The organism is Streptomyces sp. NPDC060209 (assembly GCF_042728155.1).
GTDB lineage: Bacteria > Actinomycetota > Actinomycetes > Streptomycetales > Streptomycetaceae > Streptomyces.
The window spans coordinates 22,938-39,864 of the sequence record NZ_JBHWZS010000044.1 but is presented as its reverse complement, the minus strand read 5'-3'; the positions used below and the strand labels follow the sequence as shown (position 1 = coordinate 39,864).

At 69.9% G+C, this 16,927-nt stretch carries 17 protein-coding genes; 1 reads left to right on the top strand and 16 read right to left on the bottom strand.

Annotated features, from left to right (window positions below; genetic code table 11):
• Both ACFWFI_RS11895 and ligD read right to left on the bottom strand, forming a co-directional pair.
• Positions 1-1,042, bottom strand: a 1,042-nt coding sequence (locus ACFWFI_RS11895) for an ABC-2 transporter permease (RefSeq protein ID WP_387388140.1), incomplete at its 3' end; no start/stop codon positions are given.
• On the bottom strand, positions 1,039-2,049 hold the full coding sequence (ligD, locus tag ACFWFI_RS11890) for a non-homologous end-joining DNA ligase (RefSeq protein WP_387388146.1): 1,011 nt from the start codon (positions 2,047-2,049) through the stop codon (positions 1,039-1,041). The genes ACFWFI_RS11895 and ligD, both read right to left, overlap by 4 nt.
• A 94-nt stretch (positions 2,050-2,143) precedes the next feature.
• Here ligD and ACFWFI_RS11885 point away from each other — a divergent pair, with 94 nt between their 5' ends.
• The gene (locus ACFWFI_RS11885; protein ID WP_387388144.1) at positions 2,144-3,205 is read left to right on the top strand and encodes an ATP-dependent DNA ligase; all 1,062 of its coding nucleotides are present in this window, start codon (positions 2,144-2,146) and stop codon (positions 3,203-3,205) included.
• 4 nt (positions 3,206-3,209) lie between these two features.
• Here ACFWFI_RS11885 and ACFWFI_RS11880 read toward each other — a convergent pair whose 3' ends face one another.
• From ACFWFI_RS11880 to ACFWFI_RS11815, 14 genes are read right to left on the bottom strand one after another with little or no spacing between them, the layout of a single operon-like run.
• Entirely contained in the window at positions 3,210-4,445 is a 1,236-nt protein-coding gene (locus ACFWFI_RS11880) for a lytic transglycosylase domain-containing protein (RefSeq protein ID WP_387388139.1), read from the bottom strand.
• A gap of 19 nt (positions 4,446-4,464) precedes the next feature.
• A complete protein-coding gene (locus ACFWFI_RS11875) occupies positions 4,465-5,223 on the bottom strand; it encodes a hypothetical protein (protein ID WP_387388138.1) in 759 nt (252 codons plus the stop codon).
• A gap of 39 nt (positions 5,224-5,262) precedes the next feature.
• Positions 5,263-5,793, bottom strand: coding sequence for a nuclear transport factor 2 family protein (locus ACFWFI_RS11870; protein ID WP_387388137.1), 531 nt, complete (start codon positions 5,791-5,793; stop codon positions 5,263-5,265).
• Between the two features lie 12 nt (positions 5,794-5,805).
• On the bottom strand, positions 5,806-6,417 hold the full coding sequence (locus ACFWFI_RS11865) for a hypothetical protein (RefSeq protein ID WP_387388135.1): 612 nt from the start codon (positions 6,415-6,417) through the stop codon (positions 5,806-5,808).
• Complete coding sequence (locus ACFWFI_RS11860; protein WP_387388143.1) at positions 6,414-6,896, bottom strand: hypothetical protein; 483 nt, start codon at positions 6,894-6,896, stop codon at positions 6,414-6,416. Before ACFWFI_RS11860 ends, ACFWFI_RS11865 begins: the two co-directional genes overlap by 4 nt.
• 35 nt (positions 6,897-6,931) lie before the next feature.
• A complete protein-coding gene (locus ACFWFI_RS11855) occupies positions 6,932-8,188 on the bottom strand; it encodes an MCE family protein (RefSeq protein WP_387388133.1) in 1,257 nt (418 codons plus the stop codon).
• Positions 8,188-9,336 carry an MCE family protein gene (locus tag ACFWFI_RS11850; protein WP_387388131.1) on the bottom strand — a complete coding sequence of 383 codons (1,149 nt, stop codon included), beginning with the start codon at positions 9,334-9,336 and terminating at the stop codon, positions 8,188-8,190. Before ACFWFI_RS11850 ends, ACFWFI_RS11855 begins: the two co-directional genes overlap by 1 nt.
• The gene (locus ACFWFI_RS11845) at positions 9,333-10,478 is read right to left on the bottom strand and encodes an MCE family protein (protein ID WP_387388130.1); all 1,146 of its coding nucleotides are present in this window, start codon (positions 10,476-10,478) and stop codon (positions 9,333-9,335) included. The genes ACFWFI_RS11850 and ACFWFI_RS11845 overlap by 4 nt, the downstream gene beginning before the upstream one ends.
• 1 nt (position 10,479) lies before the next feature.
• Positions 10,480-11,496 carry an MCE family protein gene (locus tag ACFWFI_RS11840; protein WP_387388128.1) on the bottom strand — a complete coding sequence of 339 codons (1,017 nt, stop codon included), beginning with the start codon at positions 11,494-11,496 and terminating at the stop codon, positions 10,480-10,482.
• Entirely contained in the window at positions 11,493-12,524 is a 1,032-nt protein-coding gene (locus ACFWFI_RS11835; RefSeq protein ID WP_387388126.1) for an MCE family protein, read from the bottom strand. The genes ACFWFI_RS11840 and ACFWFI_RS11835 overlap by 4 nt, the downstream gene beginning before the upstream one ends.
• Positions 12,521-13,825 (bottom strand): MCE family protein, encoded by a 1,305-nt coding sequence (locus tag ACFWFI_RS11830; RefSeq protein WP_387388124.1) that lies wholly within the window; start codon positions 13,823-13,825, stop codon positions 12,521-12,523. Before ACFWFI_RS11830 ends, ACFWFI_RS11835 begins: the two co-directional genes overlap by 4 nt.
• Positions 13,825-14,628: an MlaE family ABC transporter permease gene (locus ACFWFI_RS11825; RefSeq protein WP_031094766.1), complete on the bottom strand. Its 804-nt coding sequence runs from the start codon at positions 14,626-14,628 to the stop codon at positions 13,825-13,827. The genes ACFWFI_RS11830 and ACFWFI_RS11825 overlap by 1 nt, the downstream gene beginning before the upstream one ends.
• Before the next feature lie 3 nt (positions 14,629-14,631).
• Positions 14,632-15,480, bottom strand: coding sequence for an MlaE family ABC transporter permease (locus ACFWFI_RS11820; RefSeq protein ID WP_387388122.1), 849 nt, complete (start codon positions 15,478-15,480; stop codon positions 14,632-14,634).
• On the bottom strand, positions 15,477-16,463 hold the full coding sequence (locus ACFWFI_RS11815; protein ID WP_387388120.1) for an ABC transporter ATP-binding protein: 987 nt from the start codon (positions 16,461-16,463) through the stop codon (positions 15,477-15,479). The genes ACFWFI_RS11820 and ACFWFI_RS11815 overlap by 4 nt, the downstream gene beginning before the upstream one ends.
• Between the last annotated feature and the right edge of the window lie 464 nt (positions 16,464-16,927).

The window sequence follows — 16,927 nt, the reverse complement described above, 5'->3', positions numbered from 1 at the left end:
CTCCTGGGTGCCGGTGGCGCCAGACCCAGAAGACCGTGCAGGAGACGAGCGCCCAGCCCGTCAGCACCAGGAACGGGAAGGCGTACTGGTGGCCCTGGTAGTAGACCGCCGTGTGCTGGGCGTTGACCGAGGCGCCGGGCGGCAGCCACCGGCCGATGTGCCCGAGCGCCGAGGGCAGCAGCGGCCAGGAGACCGCGCCGCCCGACGACGGATTGCCCAGCAGCACCATGAGCCCCCAGGTGGGGATCATCGCCCAGCGCCCCATGATGGTGTTGAACATGGTGAAGACCATGCCCGAGGCGAACATCGTGAACGCGAGGATCAGCCAGGACTCGACGAACGGCAGGTCCAGCGCGCCGATCAGCCAGTCCACCACCGCGGCGATCGCGAAGCCGCCCAGCAGGGCGTAGGCGAGGGTGAAGCCGATCCGTTCGAGCGGGTTGAGCGCCCGCGCGTGGACGCTGAGCTGGATGGCTCCGACGAAGCCGATGATGACGGCGGCCAGCGAGATGTAGAAGAGCGCCAGCCCGCGCGGGTCGCCCTTCTGGAGGGGCTTGACGTCCGTGATCGTCACGGGGACCCCGGTCGCCTTCGCGACCTTCGCGCCGGTCTCGGCGAGCAGCTGGGCGACCGTGGCCCCGCCGGCCCCGGCGATGTCCATGGCCACCCCGCGCTTCCCCGGCCGCACGGTCACGAAGACCTTCTGCTCCTCCATGGCCAGACGAGCGGCGCCCCGGGTGGCGTACGGGTGCAGCTGGAGGGAGGCGTCGAGGGCCTTCTCCATCCCCGCGATGAACTCCGTCCCGCCCCGGTCCCCGACGCCGCTGACCACGGCGGCGGGGATCCGGCGCGGCGTGGGGTCCGCCATCGTATAGGTGTACGAGCCGGCGAAGAGCCCGGCCGCGGCGGCGAGGATGAAGACCAGCACGAACGCCGGGACGTACGGCGACTGCTTGTACGAGGCCCACTTCTCGGCCCGCGTCGGGGGCCTGCCGTGCGCGCCGTGCGAGGGAGACTCAGTGGTCCCCTCGTCGGCGCTCACGCGTCGTCACCGGTGTCGCGGCGGGCGCGGCTGGGCTGCACCCGCTTCGGCTCGCCCGGCATCTTCGGATACTCCGGCGGGTAGGGCAGATCGCCGAGCTCGTGCTCGTGTTCGTCCCGTCTCGCCAGCTCCAGCAGCTGATCGAGCCGGAAGGCGTGGTCGTCCATGTCGGCATGCAGGTCGCCCACCTCCGCGTACCGCGCCGGCATGGTCCGGAGGTCGAAGTCGCGGGGCTCGGCGTCGTCGATCTCCTCCCAGCGCAGCGGAGCGGAGACGGGGGCGTGCGGGAAGGGGCGTACGGAGTAGGCGGAGGCGATGGTGCGGTCACGGGCCGTCTGGTTGTAGTCGACGAAGATCCGCTCGCCCCGTTCCTCCTTCCACCAGGCGGTGGTCACCCGGTCAGGCATCCTGCGCTCCAGTTCCCGCCCCACCGCGATGGCGGAGCGCCTGACCTGGGTGAACGTCCACTCCGGGACGATCGGGACGAAGACGTGGATGCCGCGCCCGCCGGAGGTCTTGGGCCAGCCGCGCAGTCCGTGGTCGTCCAGCACCGAGCGCAGCTCGTGGGCCGCCCTCACCGCATCGGCGTAATCGGTACCGGGCTGTGGGTCGAGGTCGATACGGAGCTCGTCGGGGTGGTCGGTGTCGGCCCTGCGCACCGGCCAGGGGTGGAAGGTCAGGGTGCCGAGGTTGGCCGCCCAGAGGACGGCTCCCAGCTCGGTGGGGCACATCTCGTCGGCGTGCCGGCCGCTGGGGAATTCGATCCGGGCGGTGGGGGTCCAGTCGGGGAGGTTCTTCGGTGCCCGCTTCTGGTAGAAGAAGTCACCCTCGACCCCGTCGACGAAGCGCTGGAGGGTGGTGGGCCGCTCGCGCAGAGCGCGGAGGATCCCCGGCCCCACGGCCTGGAAGTAGTCGGCCACGTCCTTCTTCGTGTAGCCCTTCGCCGGGAAGTACACCTTGTCCGGGTTGGACAGCCGTACGGCCCGTCCGTCCACGTCCAGCTCCACCGCTGCTCCTGCTCCCATGTCGGCCACCGTAGGCCGGGCCCACATACGCCGCATATCGGAAGACATGCTCGGTGCGTTGAGTGAGAATCGGGCCATGGACCTGCCGGTGATGCCTCCCGTGAAGCCGATGCTCGCCAAGTCCGTGTCCGCGATTCCCCCCGGTATGCAGTACGAGGCGAAGTGGGACGGCTTCCGGGCGATCGTGCACCGGGACGGCGACGAGGTGGTGATCGGCAGCCGGACGGGGAAGCCCCTCACCCGTTACTTCCCGGAGGTGGTCACCGCCGTGCGGGAGAACCTTCCGCCGCGGTGTGTGATCGACGGCGAGATCGTCCTGCCGTACGAGGGCCGGCTGGACTTCGACCGGCTGAGCGAGCGCATCCATCCGGCCGATTCCCGGGTGCGGATGCTGGCCGAGCAGATTCCGGCGAGTTTCGTCGCCTTCGACATCCTCGCCCTGGACGACACGTCTCTGCTCGCCACTCCGCAGACCGAACGGCGGACGGTCCTGGAAGGGGCCCTGGCCGGCGCCTCGGCACCCGTCCACCTCGCCCCGTCCACCACGGACCCGGCTCTCGCGCGGGAGTGGTTCGAGCGGTACGAGGGGGCGGGGCTCGACGGAGTGGTAGCCAAACCGCTCGATCTGCCGTACCGGCCCGACGCCCGCGTCATGTACAAGATCAAGCACGAGCGAACAGCCGACTGCGTGGTGGCGGGCTACCGCTTCCACAAGAGCGGCCCGGTGGTCGGCTCACTGCTGCTCGGTCTGTACGACTCCGGGGGCGCCCTGCAGCACGTGGGGGTGTGTGCGGCCTTCTCGATGAAGCGGCGCGCCGAACTCCTGGAGGAGCTTGACCCGTTGCGCATCGACCCCGCCGGGCACCCGTGGGCGGCCTGGGCGGACGCGACGGCGCACGAGGGGTCACGGCTGCCGGGCGCCCCGAGCCGCTGGTCGGGCAAGAAGGACCTCTCCTGGGTGGCACTCGCGCCGGAACGGGTCTGCGAGGTGGCGTACGACCACATGGAAGGTGACCGTTTCCGCCACACCACCCAGTTCCGGCGGTGGCGGCCGGACCGCACCCCTTCCGGCTGCACCTACGCGCAGCTGGAGGAAGTGGTGCGGTACGACCTGTCCGAGGTGCTCGACGCCCGCTGACCCGTCAGGCGGTGGGGGTGGGGCAGGGCTCGCCGGTGGGTGCCGCCGGATCCGGCGTCTGGGTGGGGGCCGTGGGGCAGCCGGGATCGGTGGTGCTGGGCTCCGGGTCGGGGGACGTGGTCGGGTCCGGCGTCGTGGTGGGGTCGGGCGTCGTGGTCGGGTCCGGTGTCGTGGACGGATCCGTGGGGCCGCTGTCGGTGGGGTCGGGGCCGGGGGTCGGGTCCGTGGGGCTGGGGGATCCGGAGGGGTCGGGGCTGCCGGAGTCCGTGGGCGTCGGGGTGGGAGTGGGTGAGGTGGACGGTCGCGGGGTGCCGCTGGGCTGCGGGCCGACGACGATGCCACCGCCCTTGCCTGGAGTGCCCGGGCTGCCGGGGCCTCCGACCGGAGCCTTCGGTGCGTGAGGGCTGCCCGCACCGGGGCTCTTCGGGATCACGCCCTTGCCGTCGGCGACGGCGTGGGTGCCCTTGCGGTAGAACTCCAGCCAGGACAGGACCGTACGCAGGTAGGTGTCCGAGTGGTTGTAGCTGAGGATCGCGCGGTCGAGGTCACCGCTCGCCGACAGGTCGCGGGTCCCGGCGCAGAGGTAGTGCCCTGCGGCGAGGGCCGCGTCCACGACGTTGCCGGGGTCCTTGCGGCCGTCCCCGTTGCCGTCCTTGCCCCAGTGCGCCCAGGTGGAGGGGATGAACTGCATCGGACCGACGGCCCTGTCGTACCGGGTGTCGCCGTCGTACGCCCCGCCGTCGGTGTCCGGGATGTTGGCGAAGCCGGCTCCGTTGAGGACGGGCCCCAGGATCGGGGTGAGCGTGGTGCCGGCGGCGTCCACCCGTCCGCCTCTCGCGTGGCCGGACTCCACCTTGCCGATGGCGGCGAGCAACTGCCAGGAGAGTTGGCATCCGGGGTCGCTGCGGCCGAGCGCGCCCTGCGCGTCGCGGTAGGCGGCCAGGACGGTTGCGGGGATGCCCGCCTCCGCCCAGGTCTGTACGACCGCCGGGCTGGGCTTCTTCCCGGTCTTCCCGCTCCTGGGCGGCTCCGGTGACCGCAGGGGCGGCAGCTCGGTGTGGTAGCTGTCGTCGTTCGGCACCTCGGTCCAGATGACGTCGTCCGACGACACGTTCCTCATGTCGTCGGCGGCGGCGCCGCCCGCGAGCCCGGGGGCCTGGGACGCGGTGAGCGCCGCCATGGCCGCGACCGCGGTGGCCGTGCCTGTGAGCCCGCGGCGCATGGTTCCGTCGAACCTCATGTGTCCTCCCTCTCCTGGGTCATCGCGCGAACGTGTCGATGGCCGCGATCCGCCAGGTGCCACCGCGGTGAACGGCGTCCACGGCGAACATGGCCGCGGCGTACGTCGTCTCCTCCTCCTTGCCGGTACGGGTGTTGCTCTGGTCGGCGAAGACCAGCAGCCGGGCCCGGTCCCCGTCGAGCAGCTCGACGCCGCTCCCGGTGACGGTCGTGGTGAGCACCAGCTTCTGCTTCGGCGCCTGTGCCCGTACCTCGGCGAGCATGTCCTTGTGCTGCTGGACCGCCTTGCCGGTCAGGTACTTCTGCGCGGCCAGGTCCGACTTCCCCGGCGAGGCGTAGGTGTAGGAGAAGACGGCACCCACGGCCTCGGTGATCCGGCCCTTGACCTCGCTCGTCCGGCTGATGTCGGTGAGTGCGGTGTTCTGCCGCGTGGGGTCGTCACGGATCGTGGCGGCCGATGTGAACGCCCAGGCGGCGAAGGCGCCGAGGAGGACGGTGGCCGCGCAGAGCACGGCGGGGAGCCGGATGCGCAGGCGCGGCAGTCTGCTGCGGGGACGTCCGTCCCCGGCGGGCTTGTCCTCCGCCTCACTCCCGGGGTCCGCCTCCGCGGCGGTCCCGTCCTCGGGCGCATGACGGGAGTCCGGCGACTCGGGGGGCTCCAGTGCCTCGGAATCGGCCGCCTCGGGTGCCGGGGCCGAGGTCGTACGAGGCGGTTCGGCCGTCGCGGCGACGGTGGCGAGCCGGCGGCGGCGGTTGACGAGGTGTCGGGTCGTCGACATGTGGTGGTCCTCTCGAAGGGCGGGGCGGTCGGGCGGGGTTCAGCCGGCGGTGTTACCGACCGGCGCCTGGCCGAGGGCGCTGAGCTTCCACCCCTCGGGGGTGCGGGTGAGCTGCCCCAGCATCCGGCTCTCCTTGACCGCGGGCTTGCCCTCCGGGGCGGTAACGGTGACCCGGAGCGCCACCATCACCCCCGCCTTGCCGGCCCTGTCGTCGAGCTCGGTCACCGCGCCCGACAGGATCTTGGCGGTGCTGACGGTCCTGGCCGCCTCGATCTGCTTGACGAAGGCGTCCCGCCCGTCGACGAGTTGCTGGTGCAGATCGCCGGTGGTCGAGTCCTCCCAGCTGTCCAGCCCCTTCTCCACCTGCGCGTGGTCGAGCGTGTTCATGTTCTGCACTGCCTGCTCCCCCGCGGCCAACGCGTCGTCGCGGGCCTCGGCGTAGGCCGCCGAGTCGTCGTGCGCCGCGTCGTAGCGCGACCAGCCGCCCCAGCCCGCCGCGCCGGCCGCCGCGACGGTCAGCACGATCGCCGCCACCACCAGCGGATTCCTCGTCGTCCGTACCCGTGCCATTGGTGCCTCTCCCTACCTGGAGGTGATGTCGACGATGACCCAGCGGCCGCCGCGCAGTTCCGCCGTCACCGAGAGCTGCGCCGCCGCCGTGGTGGCTGCCTTCCCCTCGCGCTCGTAGACCTGGTCGAGGAAGACGAGGAGGTGGGCGCTGCGGGCGCCGAGCCGGGTGACTCCCGCGCGTACGGCCTGCGAGGTGAGTGTGAGCTTCTGGTCGGCCGCCTGCTTCTCGACCTGGCCGAACAGTGCCGCGTACTGCTGCAGCGCCTTGCCGGCGAGAAGCCGCTTCGCCGATTCCTTGGTGACGGCGGTCCCCTGAGGGCTGTACGAGAAGACCTTGCCCAGGGCGCTGCTGACGTCGCCCACGACCCGGCTGGTCTCCGCGGTGTCGGTCAGCGCGCGGTTCGAGGTGGCGGGGGTGTCCCGCAGCTGCTGTGCCCTGACGAAGAGGGCGGCCCCGGCAGCCAGCAGGGCGACGGCCAGGACCGCCGCGAGAACGCGGCGCCAGTGCGCGTGGCGGGGCGTGCCCGACTCCTCGGCGGTGTCCGTCCCTTCGTCCCGTACCGCTGCGTCCGGGTCCGGGTTCGAGGAGGCGTCCTCGATCGTGGTCCCTCCGGTCCGTGTCATCCGCCGCTCCCGACCGGTATCGCGTCCAGTGCCTTGATCTTCCAGCCGTCCCCGGTGCGGGCCAGGGTCGCCTCGAAGCGCTTGCGCTCCGTGCCGCCCTTGCCGGTGCGCGGGGTGATCTCGACGTCCACGGTGGCGATCAGCGTCGCCGTCCCGGCCCGTTCGTCGAGCGCCGTGAGCGCCGCGTCCGTGACCTTGCCGCGTGCGGTGGCCCCGGACTCCGTGAGTTCGGCGGTGTCCTTCTTCCGGGTGCTCTCCAGCCGGTCGTGCAGCGGGCCCGTGGAGGATGCGAGCCAGGCCGTGAGCCCGGACTTCACGCTCGCGGCGCTCTTGCCGTCCAGGCTGTTCAGCCGCGTGAGGTGGCTCCTGCCGTCGGCGATCGCAGCGTCACGTGCTTTGGCGTACGCCAGGGTGTCGTCGCCGCGCGCCTGCGCGTAGGACCAGCCGCCGAAAGCGCAGACCAGCACGGCGGCCGGCATGACGGCCCATCCGCTCAGCTTCTTGGTACGGGCGTTCACGCGCCACCTCCCAGGCCCAGCAGGCCCGCCATGCCGTCGGCCGCGCGCCCGGTGTCTCCGGTGGCGCCGAGGGCTCCGGGCATCCCGGTCCCGCCGGTTCCGGCGAGCAGCGAACCGGGCTTCGCCGGCTTCGGCACACCGCCCCCCTCGGGTGCGTTTGCGCTGCCGCGGACGTTGATGCCGCTGCCGGGCGAGGAGGCGCAGCGCGCCTTGGTGTTGACCGCGGGGGCGGGCGAAAGGTCCTTGCCGGGGCGGTAGGTGGTGGAGCCGTATCCGGCGGTGCAGGGCAACGGCTCGAAGAAGGTCACGGACATCCCGAACCGGGCGTCTCCGTCCTCGTCGATGATGCTCGCACCGGCCGCCGCGACCGCGGGCACCTTCACCAGCAGCTCCTCCAGGCCACGCTGCCGGGTGACGGCGACCTCGGAGGTGGTGAGCAGGTTGGCGACGACGACTCCGAAGCCGGGTTCGAGGTCCCGAAGGAGCCCGCTGATCTGCGCGGTGGCACCGGGCGCCGTCGCGATCAGCCGCCTCAGGTCACTGTCGGAACCCTTGAGTTCGGCGGCGAGTTCCTCGGCTCCGGACGCGAACCCCTTGAGCGCCTCGCCCTGTTCGGCCTGGGTGCGCAGGACCGTCTCGCCGTCCGCCATCAGCTTGGTGGTGGTCGGCAGTGCCTCGTCGGCCGCGTCGACGAAGTCGCTGCCGGTGTCCAGAAGGATCTGGAGGTCGTCGCCGCGCCCCTCGAACGCCGCGCCGAACTCCTCGACGACGGTGCGCAGATCCTCGGTGTCGACGGAGGCGGTGAGGTCGTTGACACTGGTGAGGACGTCGGTGACGGGCGCGGGAACGGTGGTGTCGGCCTGGTCGATGACCGAGCCGTTCTCCAGGAACGGGCCGTCCTTGCGGGTGGGCCGCAGGTCGACGTACTGCTCACCGACCGCGGAGAGACTGGCGACGACGGCCTGCAGGCTGTCGGGGATGCGTGGCGCGTCGTTCTCGATGCGCAGCTCTGCCTCGACGCCGTCGTCGGTGAGCTCGATCGGACCGACCCGGCCGACCGAGACACCCCGGTAGGTGACATTGGAATGGGTGAACAGGCCGCCGGTCTGCGGGAGCTGGACCGTGACGGTGTAGTAGCTGCGCAGGCCGACGTAGTGGCCGAGGTCGGCGTACCGGACGCCCAGATAGCCGAGGACGAGCACCGCGATGATCAGGAAGGCGATGTTCTTGAGCCGGGTCGCGAGGGTGATCATCAGCGGGTGCCCTCCGTGCCGGATGCGGTGACCGAGGGAAGCGGCAGGGGCAGCGCCGAGCCGGACTTCTGCCGGGTGCCGGTCGCCGCCGGGGCGTCCGGGGTGAGTGCGGGGATGATCTGCGTGCCGGGCATGGCGGTGACGTCCAGGTAGACGTTGAGGTAGTCGCCCTTCACTCCGCGCAGCACCTCGTCGGTGAACGGGTAGGTGAGCAGCACCTGCAGGGAGTCGGGGAGGTCGTTCCCGGAGTCGGCGAGCGCGGTGAGGGTGGGGGCGAGGGCCTTGAGGTCGGCGATCATGTCGGCCTTGCTCCTGTCGACCGTGTCGACGGCGACGGTGGAGAGCGTGTCGAGCGAGCGCAGCATGGTGAGCAGCGATCCGCGCTGCTTCTCCAGTACCTTCAGGCCGGGGCTGAGGCCGGTGAGTACGGTCCCGACGTCCTGTTTCCGGGTGGCGAGTGTGGCGGCGAGCCGGTTGACGCCGTCGAGCGCGTCGGTGATGTCCTCCTTGTGGGTGTCCAGGTCGGTGACCAGTGTGTCGACGCGGCTCAGCATCGAGCGGATCTGGGGTTCCTGTCCGGCCAGCGCCTTGTTGAGCTCGGTGGTGATGGTCTTCAGCTGGGCGACGCCGCCGCCGTTGAGGAGCATGGACAGGGCACCGAAGACCTCTTCGACCTCGGGGTTGCGGTTGGTGCGGACGAGCGGGATCCGGTCACCGTCGGACAGCGAGCCTTTGGCCGTGCCGTCGGCGGGCGGTGAGAGCTGGACGTACTTCTCGCCGAGGAGGCTGGACTGTTCGAGGTGGGCGTAGGCGTTGGCCGGCATCTTGATCTTCCCGTTGACCCGCATGGTCACCTTGGCGGTCCAGCTGCCCGGGGTGAGGGAGATCTTGGTGACCCGGCCCACGGCCACGTCGTTGACCTTGACGGACGACTGCGGTGCGAGGCTGAGGACGTCCCCGAACTCTGCGGTGATCTCGTACGGGTGGTCGCCGAGGTCGGCTCCGCCGGGCAGCGGCATCTGGTCGATGCCTGAGAACGACGGCAGGCCGGTGGTCGTGGCGACGAGTACGAAGCAGACGCCGGCGGCGACCAGCGCGCCGAGGCCCGCGACCGCGCGGGTGCCGGGTCTGCGCAGGGCGGGGCTCATCGGTCCGCCTCCTTCTTCTCGCCCGTACCGGTCTTCTTCGGGGTCCCTGTGTCCGCCGGGGTGCCGTAGACGGTGCCGACGGCGGGCAGCGGCAGGACGGGCAGGGCCTTCTGCCGGGTGGCGTCGACCGGGGCCAGGCCTTCGAGGCGGGCGGTTCCCGTCCCGGGTTCGGTGAGCGGGCCGCCCATGGACAGCTCGTTGAGGTTCGTGCGCCCGTTGAGGGTGCGGTTCGCCGGGTCGTAGGCGTTGAGCACGTTGCCTGCCGCGAGCGGCAGTGTGTCGAGCGACTCGGCGAGTGAGGCACGCTGGTCGACCAGGGTCTGGGTGAGCGGCACCAGGAGGTCCACGTTCTTCTTGAGGGCGCTGCGGTTCTTCTGGATGAAGGTCTTGACCTGGCCGAGTGCGGTGCCCAGCTCCTTCAGTGCCGCGCTGAGGTTCTCCTTGTCGTCGGCGAGGAAGCCGGTGACGGTGTTGAGCTGCTGCTCCGCGGTCCGCACATCGCCGTCCTTCTCCTTCAGCACGGTGGTGAAGGTCTGCAGGTAGGACAGCGTGTCGAAGAGGTTGCCGCTGGACCTGTCGAGCGTCTTCGTCGCCTTGCCGAACTGCTCGATGGAGTCTCCGATGGCCTCTCCGTTGCCCTTGAGGTTCTTGGAGCCGGTCTCCAGGAGTCCGGAGAGCGCTCCGTCGGCGTTGGCACCGTCGGGGCCGAGCGCCGTGGACAGCTCCGTGATCGACTCGTAGAGCTGGTCCACCTCGATGGGTGTGGCGTTGTTCGCGGCGGGGAGGACTGCGCCGCCCTCCAGCCGCTCTCCCCCGGTGTAGGCCGGAGCGAGCTGGACGTACCGGTCGGCGACGAGGCTGGGGGCGACGACGACGGCGTGCGCGTCCGCGGGGACCTTTACGCCCTTGTCGAGCCGCAGGGTGATCCGGACCTCCTCGCCTCGCGGTTTCACCGATTCGACCGTGCCCACCTTCACCCCGAGGATCCGCAGGTCCGACCCGGGGTACACACCGGTGGCCCGGTCGAAGTAGGCGGTGATGGTGGCCGTGCCCTCCTGGTCCATGGCCACCACGCCCGAGCCCACGGCCACGGCGACGACGGCCAGCCCGGCTCCGATGCCGATGATTCGGGTGCGTCTCATGTCAGCGGCCCCCCTGCTTCGGCGGCATGCAGTCGTTCGTCGGGGGCGTGTCCTTCGGCAGGTAGTCCTTGGGGACGACCCCGCAGACGTAGTTGTCGAACCACCGGCCGTTGCCGAGGGTGTTGCCCACGAGCCGGTTGTAGGTTCCGGCCATCGAGAGCACCTTGTCGAGGCTCTTGCGGTTCTTCACCAGCACGGTGGTGACCCGTCCCAGCGAGTCGAGGGTGGGCTGCAGCTGCTTGTTGTTGTCGGTGACGAGACCGGTGAGCTGTGTGCCGAGGTCCCGGGTGCCGGTGAGCAGCAGGTGGATGGAGTCGCGGCGGGCCTGGATCTCGCCGAGGAGCAGGTTGCCGTCCTCCAGCAGGGTCTCGAAGCTGCTCTTCTTCGTGGCGAGCGTCTTGGTGAGCTGCTTGCTGCCCTTGAGGAGGGTGGCGAGCTGCGCGTCGCGCTCGGAGACGGTCTTCGACAGGGCGGAGAGTCCTTCCGCGGCACTGCGTACGTCGGGCGGAGAGTCCTTGAAGGTGTCCGAGATGGTCTCGAAACTCTGGGCCAGCTGGGCGGTGTCGATCTCCTCGATGGTCTCGCCGAGTCCGTTGAACGCCTGGGTGACGTCGTACGGGGAGGTGGTGCGGCTCGATGTGATGCGGGAGCCCGGGTCCTGCGGGGCGTCCCCGAGCGGGTCGACGGCGAGGTACTTCTCGCCGAGGAGGGTCTTGACGGCGATACCGACGGTGGAGGAGTTGCCGATCCAGGCGTCCTTCACCTTGAAGTCGACCTTCACCGCGGCGCCGTCGAGCGAGACACCGGTGACCTCTCCGACCTTCACCCCGGCGATCCGCACCTCGTCGCCGGCGTCCAGCCCGGCGGACTCGGTGAAGTCGGCGCTGTAGGCGGTGCCGCCACCGATGAAGGGCAGTGCGTCGGCCCGGTAGGCGGCGAGGCCGACGAGGGCCAGGACGACGAGTCCGATGATGCCGATGGCGACGGGATTGCGTTCCCGTACGGGCTTGATCCTCATCCCGTGCACCTCGATCCGCCGATCGTGATGCCGGTGGGCGGTGCGCTGCCGTCCTCGGTCGTCACACCGGCGACCTTCGCCTCGCAGAGGTAGAGGTTGAGCCATGAGCCGTACGAGGTGAGGCGGGTGATCGCCTCCATCTTGGCGGGTGTCTTCTCCAGGAAGCTCTCGATCTTCGGTGCGTTCTCGTCGAGCTGTCCGGTGAGGCGTCCGAGCTGCGCGATGTCCTCCTTCAGGGGTGCACGGCCGTCCTGGAGGAGGTCCGCGGTGACGGTGGTGAGCGCACCCATCGCGGTGACCGCTTCGCCGAGCGGCTTGCGGTCGCCGGAGAAGCCCTTGACGAGTTTCTCGAGGGTGACGACGAGGTCGTCGAAGCCCGCCTCGCGGTCGTTGACGGTCTTGAGAACCGTGTTGAGGTTCTTGATCACCTCACCGATCACCTTGTCCTTGGCCGCGACGGTGCCGGTCAGCGATCCGACGTGGGAGAGGATGCTGTCGACCGTGCCGCCCTCGCCCTGGAGGACCTGCACGATGGAGCCGGCCAGTTGGTTGACGTCCGGCGGGGACAGACCTTCGAAGAGGGGCTGGAAGCCGTTGAAGAGCTGGGTGAGGTCGAGCGCGGGGGTGGTGCGCGAGAGCGGGATCGTCGCCCCGGACCTGAAGGTCGCTCCCACGGGCCCGGCGCCCTGGTCGAGGTCGATGTAGCGCTGACCGACCATGTTGAGGTACTTGATCGACGCGGTCACCGAGGCGGGCAGCTTCCGGCCCTTGCGCACGGCGAAGGCGACCTCGGCCTGCCGTCTGTCGGCGACCCTGATGGACTCGACCTGTCCGACCTTGACGCCCGCGATCCTGACGCTGTCACCCACGACCAGTCCGGTGGCGTCGGTGAACCTCGCCTTGTACGAGGTGGTGTCGCCGACGCCGGTGTTGGCGATGGACAGGGCCAGGACGGTGGTGGCCAGCGCGGTCACCACGACGAAGACGAGGGACTTCACGAGCGGTCCCGCGAGGGAGCGGCGCTTCACTTGAGCTTCACCTCCGCACCGCGGAAGGCCGGACCGATGAGCACGCTGCTCCAGTCGGGCAGGGACCGTGGCTGGACCTTGAGTGAGGGTGCGACGAGTTCGTTGACGAGCCGGCTCTCCTCGGGAGAGTTCGGCATTCCGAGCGCGCTGTCGCCGGCGTTGGGTGCTTCTGCCACGTCCGCGTCGCCGGCGTCACGTGCCGGGGCAGAGGCCTTGCGCGCCTCGGCGGTCGGGACCGTCCTGCCCGTGTACGGCACGGAGTAGCAGTGCGGGCCACCGGTCGCGCCGTATACCGGGGTGTCCTTGCCGGCCACGTACTTGCCCTTGGACTCCACGGCCTTGACGGTGACGTGGAGTCCCGGCTTGTCGGTGCCCTTGCCGAGTGCCTTGTCCATGGCGGGGACGAACCCGGCCATGGTGCGCAGGGTGCAGGGGAAGGCGTCGGAGTACTCCGCGAGGAGCTCCAGTGTGGGCCGGCCTGAGGCGGAGAGGTGGATGAGGTTGTCCTTGTTCTTCCGCAGGAAGGCGGTGACGTCGTTCGCGGAGGCGGTGGTGGAGCCGTACAGGCCGGCCAGCTCCGCCTCCTGCTCGGCGATCGTGCCGCTGGTGGTGGTGAAGTCGGTGAGCGCGTCGAGGACGTCGGGGGCGGCGTCCGCGTAGAGGTGGCTCACCTTGACGAGTTCCTTGATGTCCGCGTTGAGCGTGGGGAGTTGCGGGTTGAACTCCTTCAGGTGCGCGTCGAGGGTGACCAGGGTGTCGCCGAGCTTGTCGCCGCGTCCTTCGAGCGCCTGGGACACGGCGTTGAGGGTGGCGGCGAGCTTCTCCGGCTTGACCGCGGTCAGCATCGGCAGGACGTTGTCGAGGACCTCCTCCAGCTCGATGGCGTTGCTGGAGCGGTCCTGCGGGATCACCGCCCCGGCCCGGAGGGTCTCGGCGGAGGGGACGGGGGGTGGCACGAGGGCAACGAACCGTTCCCCGAAGAGGGTGGTGGGCAGCATCTGAGCGGTGACGTCGGCCGGGATCTGCCCGAGCCGGTCCGGCTCGATGGCGAGGGTGAGCCGTGCCCCGTCGCCGTCGGCCGCGATGTGGCGCACCTCGCCGATCACGACGCCGCGCAGCTTCACCTCCGCGTTGTCGTGCATCTCGTTGCCGACGCTTCCGGTGCGTACGGTCACGGTGGCGTCGTCGGCGAAGTCCTTCTCGTACACCGAGACCGACACCCATACGAGGACGGCGGGCACGAGCACGAAGGCCACACCGGCGAGTCTGCGGCGCACCGTCTGCGCCGTGGAGGAGGACATCAGCCGGCCACCTTCACCGTTGTCGTCGCGCCCCAGATGGCGAGCGAGAGGAAGAAGTCGGTGACGCTGATGAGCACGATGGCGTTGCGCACCGACCGGCCCACGGCCACGCCCACTCCGGCGGGGCCGCCGGTGGCGTGGAAGCCGTAGTAGCAGTGGGCGAGGATCACCAGCACGCTGAAGATCAGCACCTTGAGCACCGACAGCAGGACGTCGTCCGGGGAGAGGAAGAGATTGAAGTAGTGGTCGTAGGTGCCCGCCGACTGCCCGTTGAACAGGACGGTGATGTAGCGGGACGCCAGGTAGGAGGAGAGCAGGCCGATCGCGTACAGCGGGATGATGGCGACGACGCCGGCGATGATCCGCGTGGTGACGAGGTAGGGCATGGAGCGCACGCCCATCGCTTCGAGTGCGTCGACCTCCTCGTTGATCCGCATCGCCCCGAGCTGGGCGGTGAAGCCGGCACCGACGGTCGCGGAGAGGGCGAGCCCCGCGACGAGCGGGGCGATCTCGCGGGTGTTGAAGTACGCGGAGATGAAGCCGGTGAAGGCGGAGGTGCCGATCTGGTCGAGAGCGGCGTAACCCTGGAGGCCGACCACCGAACCTGTGGCGAGGGTCATCGCGATCATCACGCCGATGGTTCCGCCGATGACCCCGAGGCCGCCGCTGCCGAAGGCGACCTCGGCGAGCAGCCTCTGCACCTCCTTGAGGTAGCGGCGCAGGGTCCGGGGGATCCAGATGAGGGCCCGTACGTAAAAGGTGAGTTGCTCACCGGAGCGGTCGAGCCAGCCGAGCATCGACATCGGTCAGCCCCCCTTCGGGGGGACGATCTGGAGGTAGATCGCCGTCATGATCATGTTGACGGCGAACAGCAGCATGAAGGTGATGACCACGGACTGGTTGACCGCGTCGCCGACGCCCTTGGGCCCGCCGCGCGGGTTGAGTCCCCGGTAGGCGGCGACGATGCCCGCGATGAAGCCGAAGATCAGGGCCTTGAGTTCACCGATGTAGAGGTCGGGCAGCTGAGCGAGTGCGGAGAAGCTGGCGAGGTAGGCGCCGGGGGTTCCGCCCTGCATGATCACGTTGAAGAAGTAGCCGCCGAGTGTGCCGACGACGGAGACCAGCCCGTTGAGCAGCACGGCGACGAACATGGTGGCCAGCACCCGCGGGACGACGAGGCGCTGGATGGGCGAGACGCCCATGACCTCCATGGCGTCCAGCTCCTCGCGGATCTTGCGGGAGCCCAGGTCGGCGCAGATGGCGGAGCCGGCCGCCCCGGCGATCAGCAGCGCCACGATGAGCGGGCTGGCCTGCTGGATGACGGCGAGGACGCTGGCGCCACCGGTGAAGGACTGGGCGCCGAGCTGCTCGGTGAGCGAGCCGACCTGGAGGGCGATGACCGCACCGAACGGGATGGAGACCAGGGCGGCCGGCAGGATGGTGACGCTGGCGACGAACCAGAACTGCTCGATGAACTCCCGTACCTGGAAGGGCCGTCGGAAGATGGCCCGGGCGACCGCCAGGGCGAGCGCGAACAGCTGGCCGGTCTGGCGCAGCGGGGCGAGGAGCCGCGAGGGCTGCCTCTGCTGAGGGGGCTTCTCCCCCGCCTCTGTGGCAGCCGGCTCGGGTGGCCGTACGGGCAGCGGTGCCGTCATCGGCGCCCACCGTCCAAGGTCGGCGTGTAGCTGTTCATGATGGCCGTGCGGGCGGCCTCCGGCAGCTGGCCCATCATGGCGATGACCCGCTCCCGGCGGCGCAGGGCCGCCTGCCTGACGGGCATACCGGGTGAGGGCTCCAGCTGGGGTACGACGGTGCGCGGGGCGGGGTGGCTGTAACCGTTGCCGTTCGTCTGCTCGGCGGCGAGGGTGGCCGCGTCCTTCTCCTCGGACATGCCGATCGGGCCTTCGCGGCGCCCGGAGAGGAACTGGGAGACGACGGGCATGTCGCTGGTGAGCAGTACCTCGCGCGGGCCGAAGGTGACGAGGTTGCGGCAGAACAGCATGCCCATGTTGTCGGGGACGGTGGCCGCGATGTCGAGGTTGTGGGTGACGATGAGCATCGTCGCGTCGATCTGCGCGTTGAGATCGATGAGGAGCTGCGACAGGTAGGCGGTGCGCACCGGGTCGAGCCCGGAGTCCGGCTCGTCGCAGAGGATGATCTGCGGGTCCAGGACAAGGGCGCGGGCGAGGCCGGCCCGCTTGCGCATACCTCCGGATATCTCGCCCGGCAGCTTTCCCTCCGCGCCGAGCAGTCCGACGATGTCGATCCGCTCCATGACGATGCGCCGGATCTCGGACTCCTTCTTGCGGGTGTGTTCACGCAAGGGGAAGGCGATGTTGTCGAAGAGCGACATCGAGCCGAAGAGGGCGCCGTCCTGGAACATGAGCCCGAACAGTTTCCGGGTCTCCATGATTTCCCGCTCGGGGCTGTTCACCATGTCAACGCCGTTGATGAGGACACGGCCCTTTTCCGGCTTCAGCAGTCCGATGATGGATTTCAGGAAGACGGTCTTCCCGGTACCGGAGGGACCGAGCATGACACTCACCTCACCGGCCGGCAGCGTGAGGCTGACGTCCTGCCAGATGTTCTGCTTGCCGAAGGATTTCGTCAGGCCTTCGACGACTACTTCGATTCCCATCGACCCTCCCTCGAAGTGGTGGTGAACGACGTCATCTGTCTGCGCTCCGGCTCCGGTAAATGCAAGGACGGCTCGTCACACATGCACCAGGAGGCGCACGTTATGTCCGTCGAATCCGCCAGGACAAGCCGTTGAACAGCGGGAATCGCCGGATGTGGATCTCGGCGTGGATCACTTGTCACCGGATGACAAACCCGCCCCGCGGCTTTGTCGTAATCTGCGCAAGCTCTCCGGGTGCACCGGGGTCCCGCGGCCCAGGGGGGCCGGAGCCACGAGACCCCAGCGGTCGGGAGGACCGCGCCCCGGTGGGAGGTTCAGGGCTACGGGAACTCCCGGAGGAATCCCGGGTCAAGGGGGGCGCGACCAGGACTCCACGTGCGTCGGACGAGCAGGTACGGACGCGTTTCCGAGCTGCTCAAGCGGGACGCTACGGGCCGGTAACCTAAGTCCGCAATAGCGCTTCC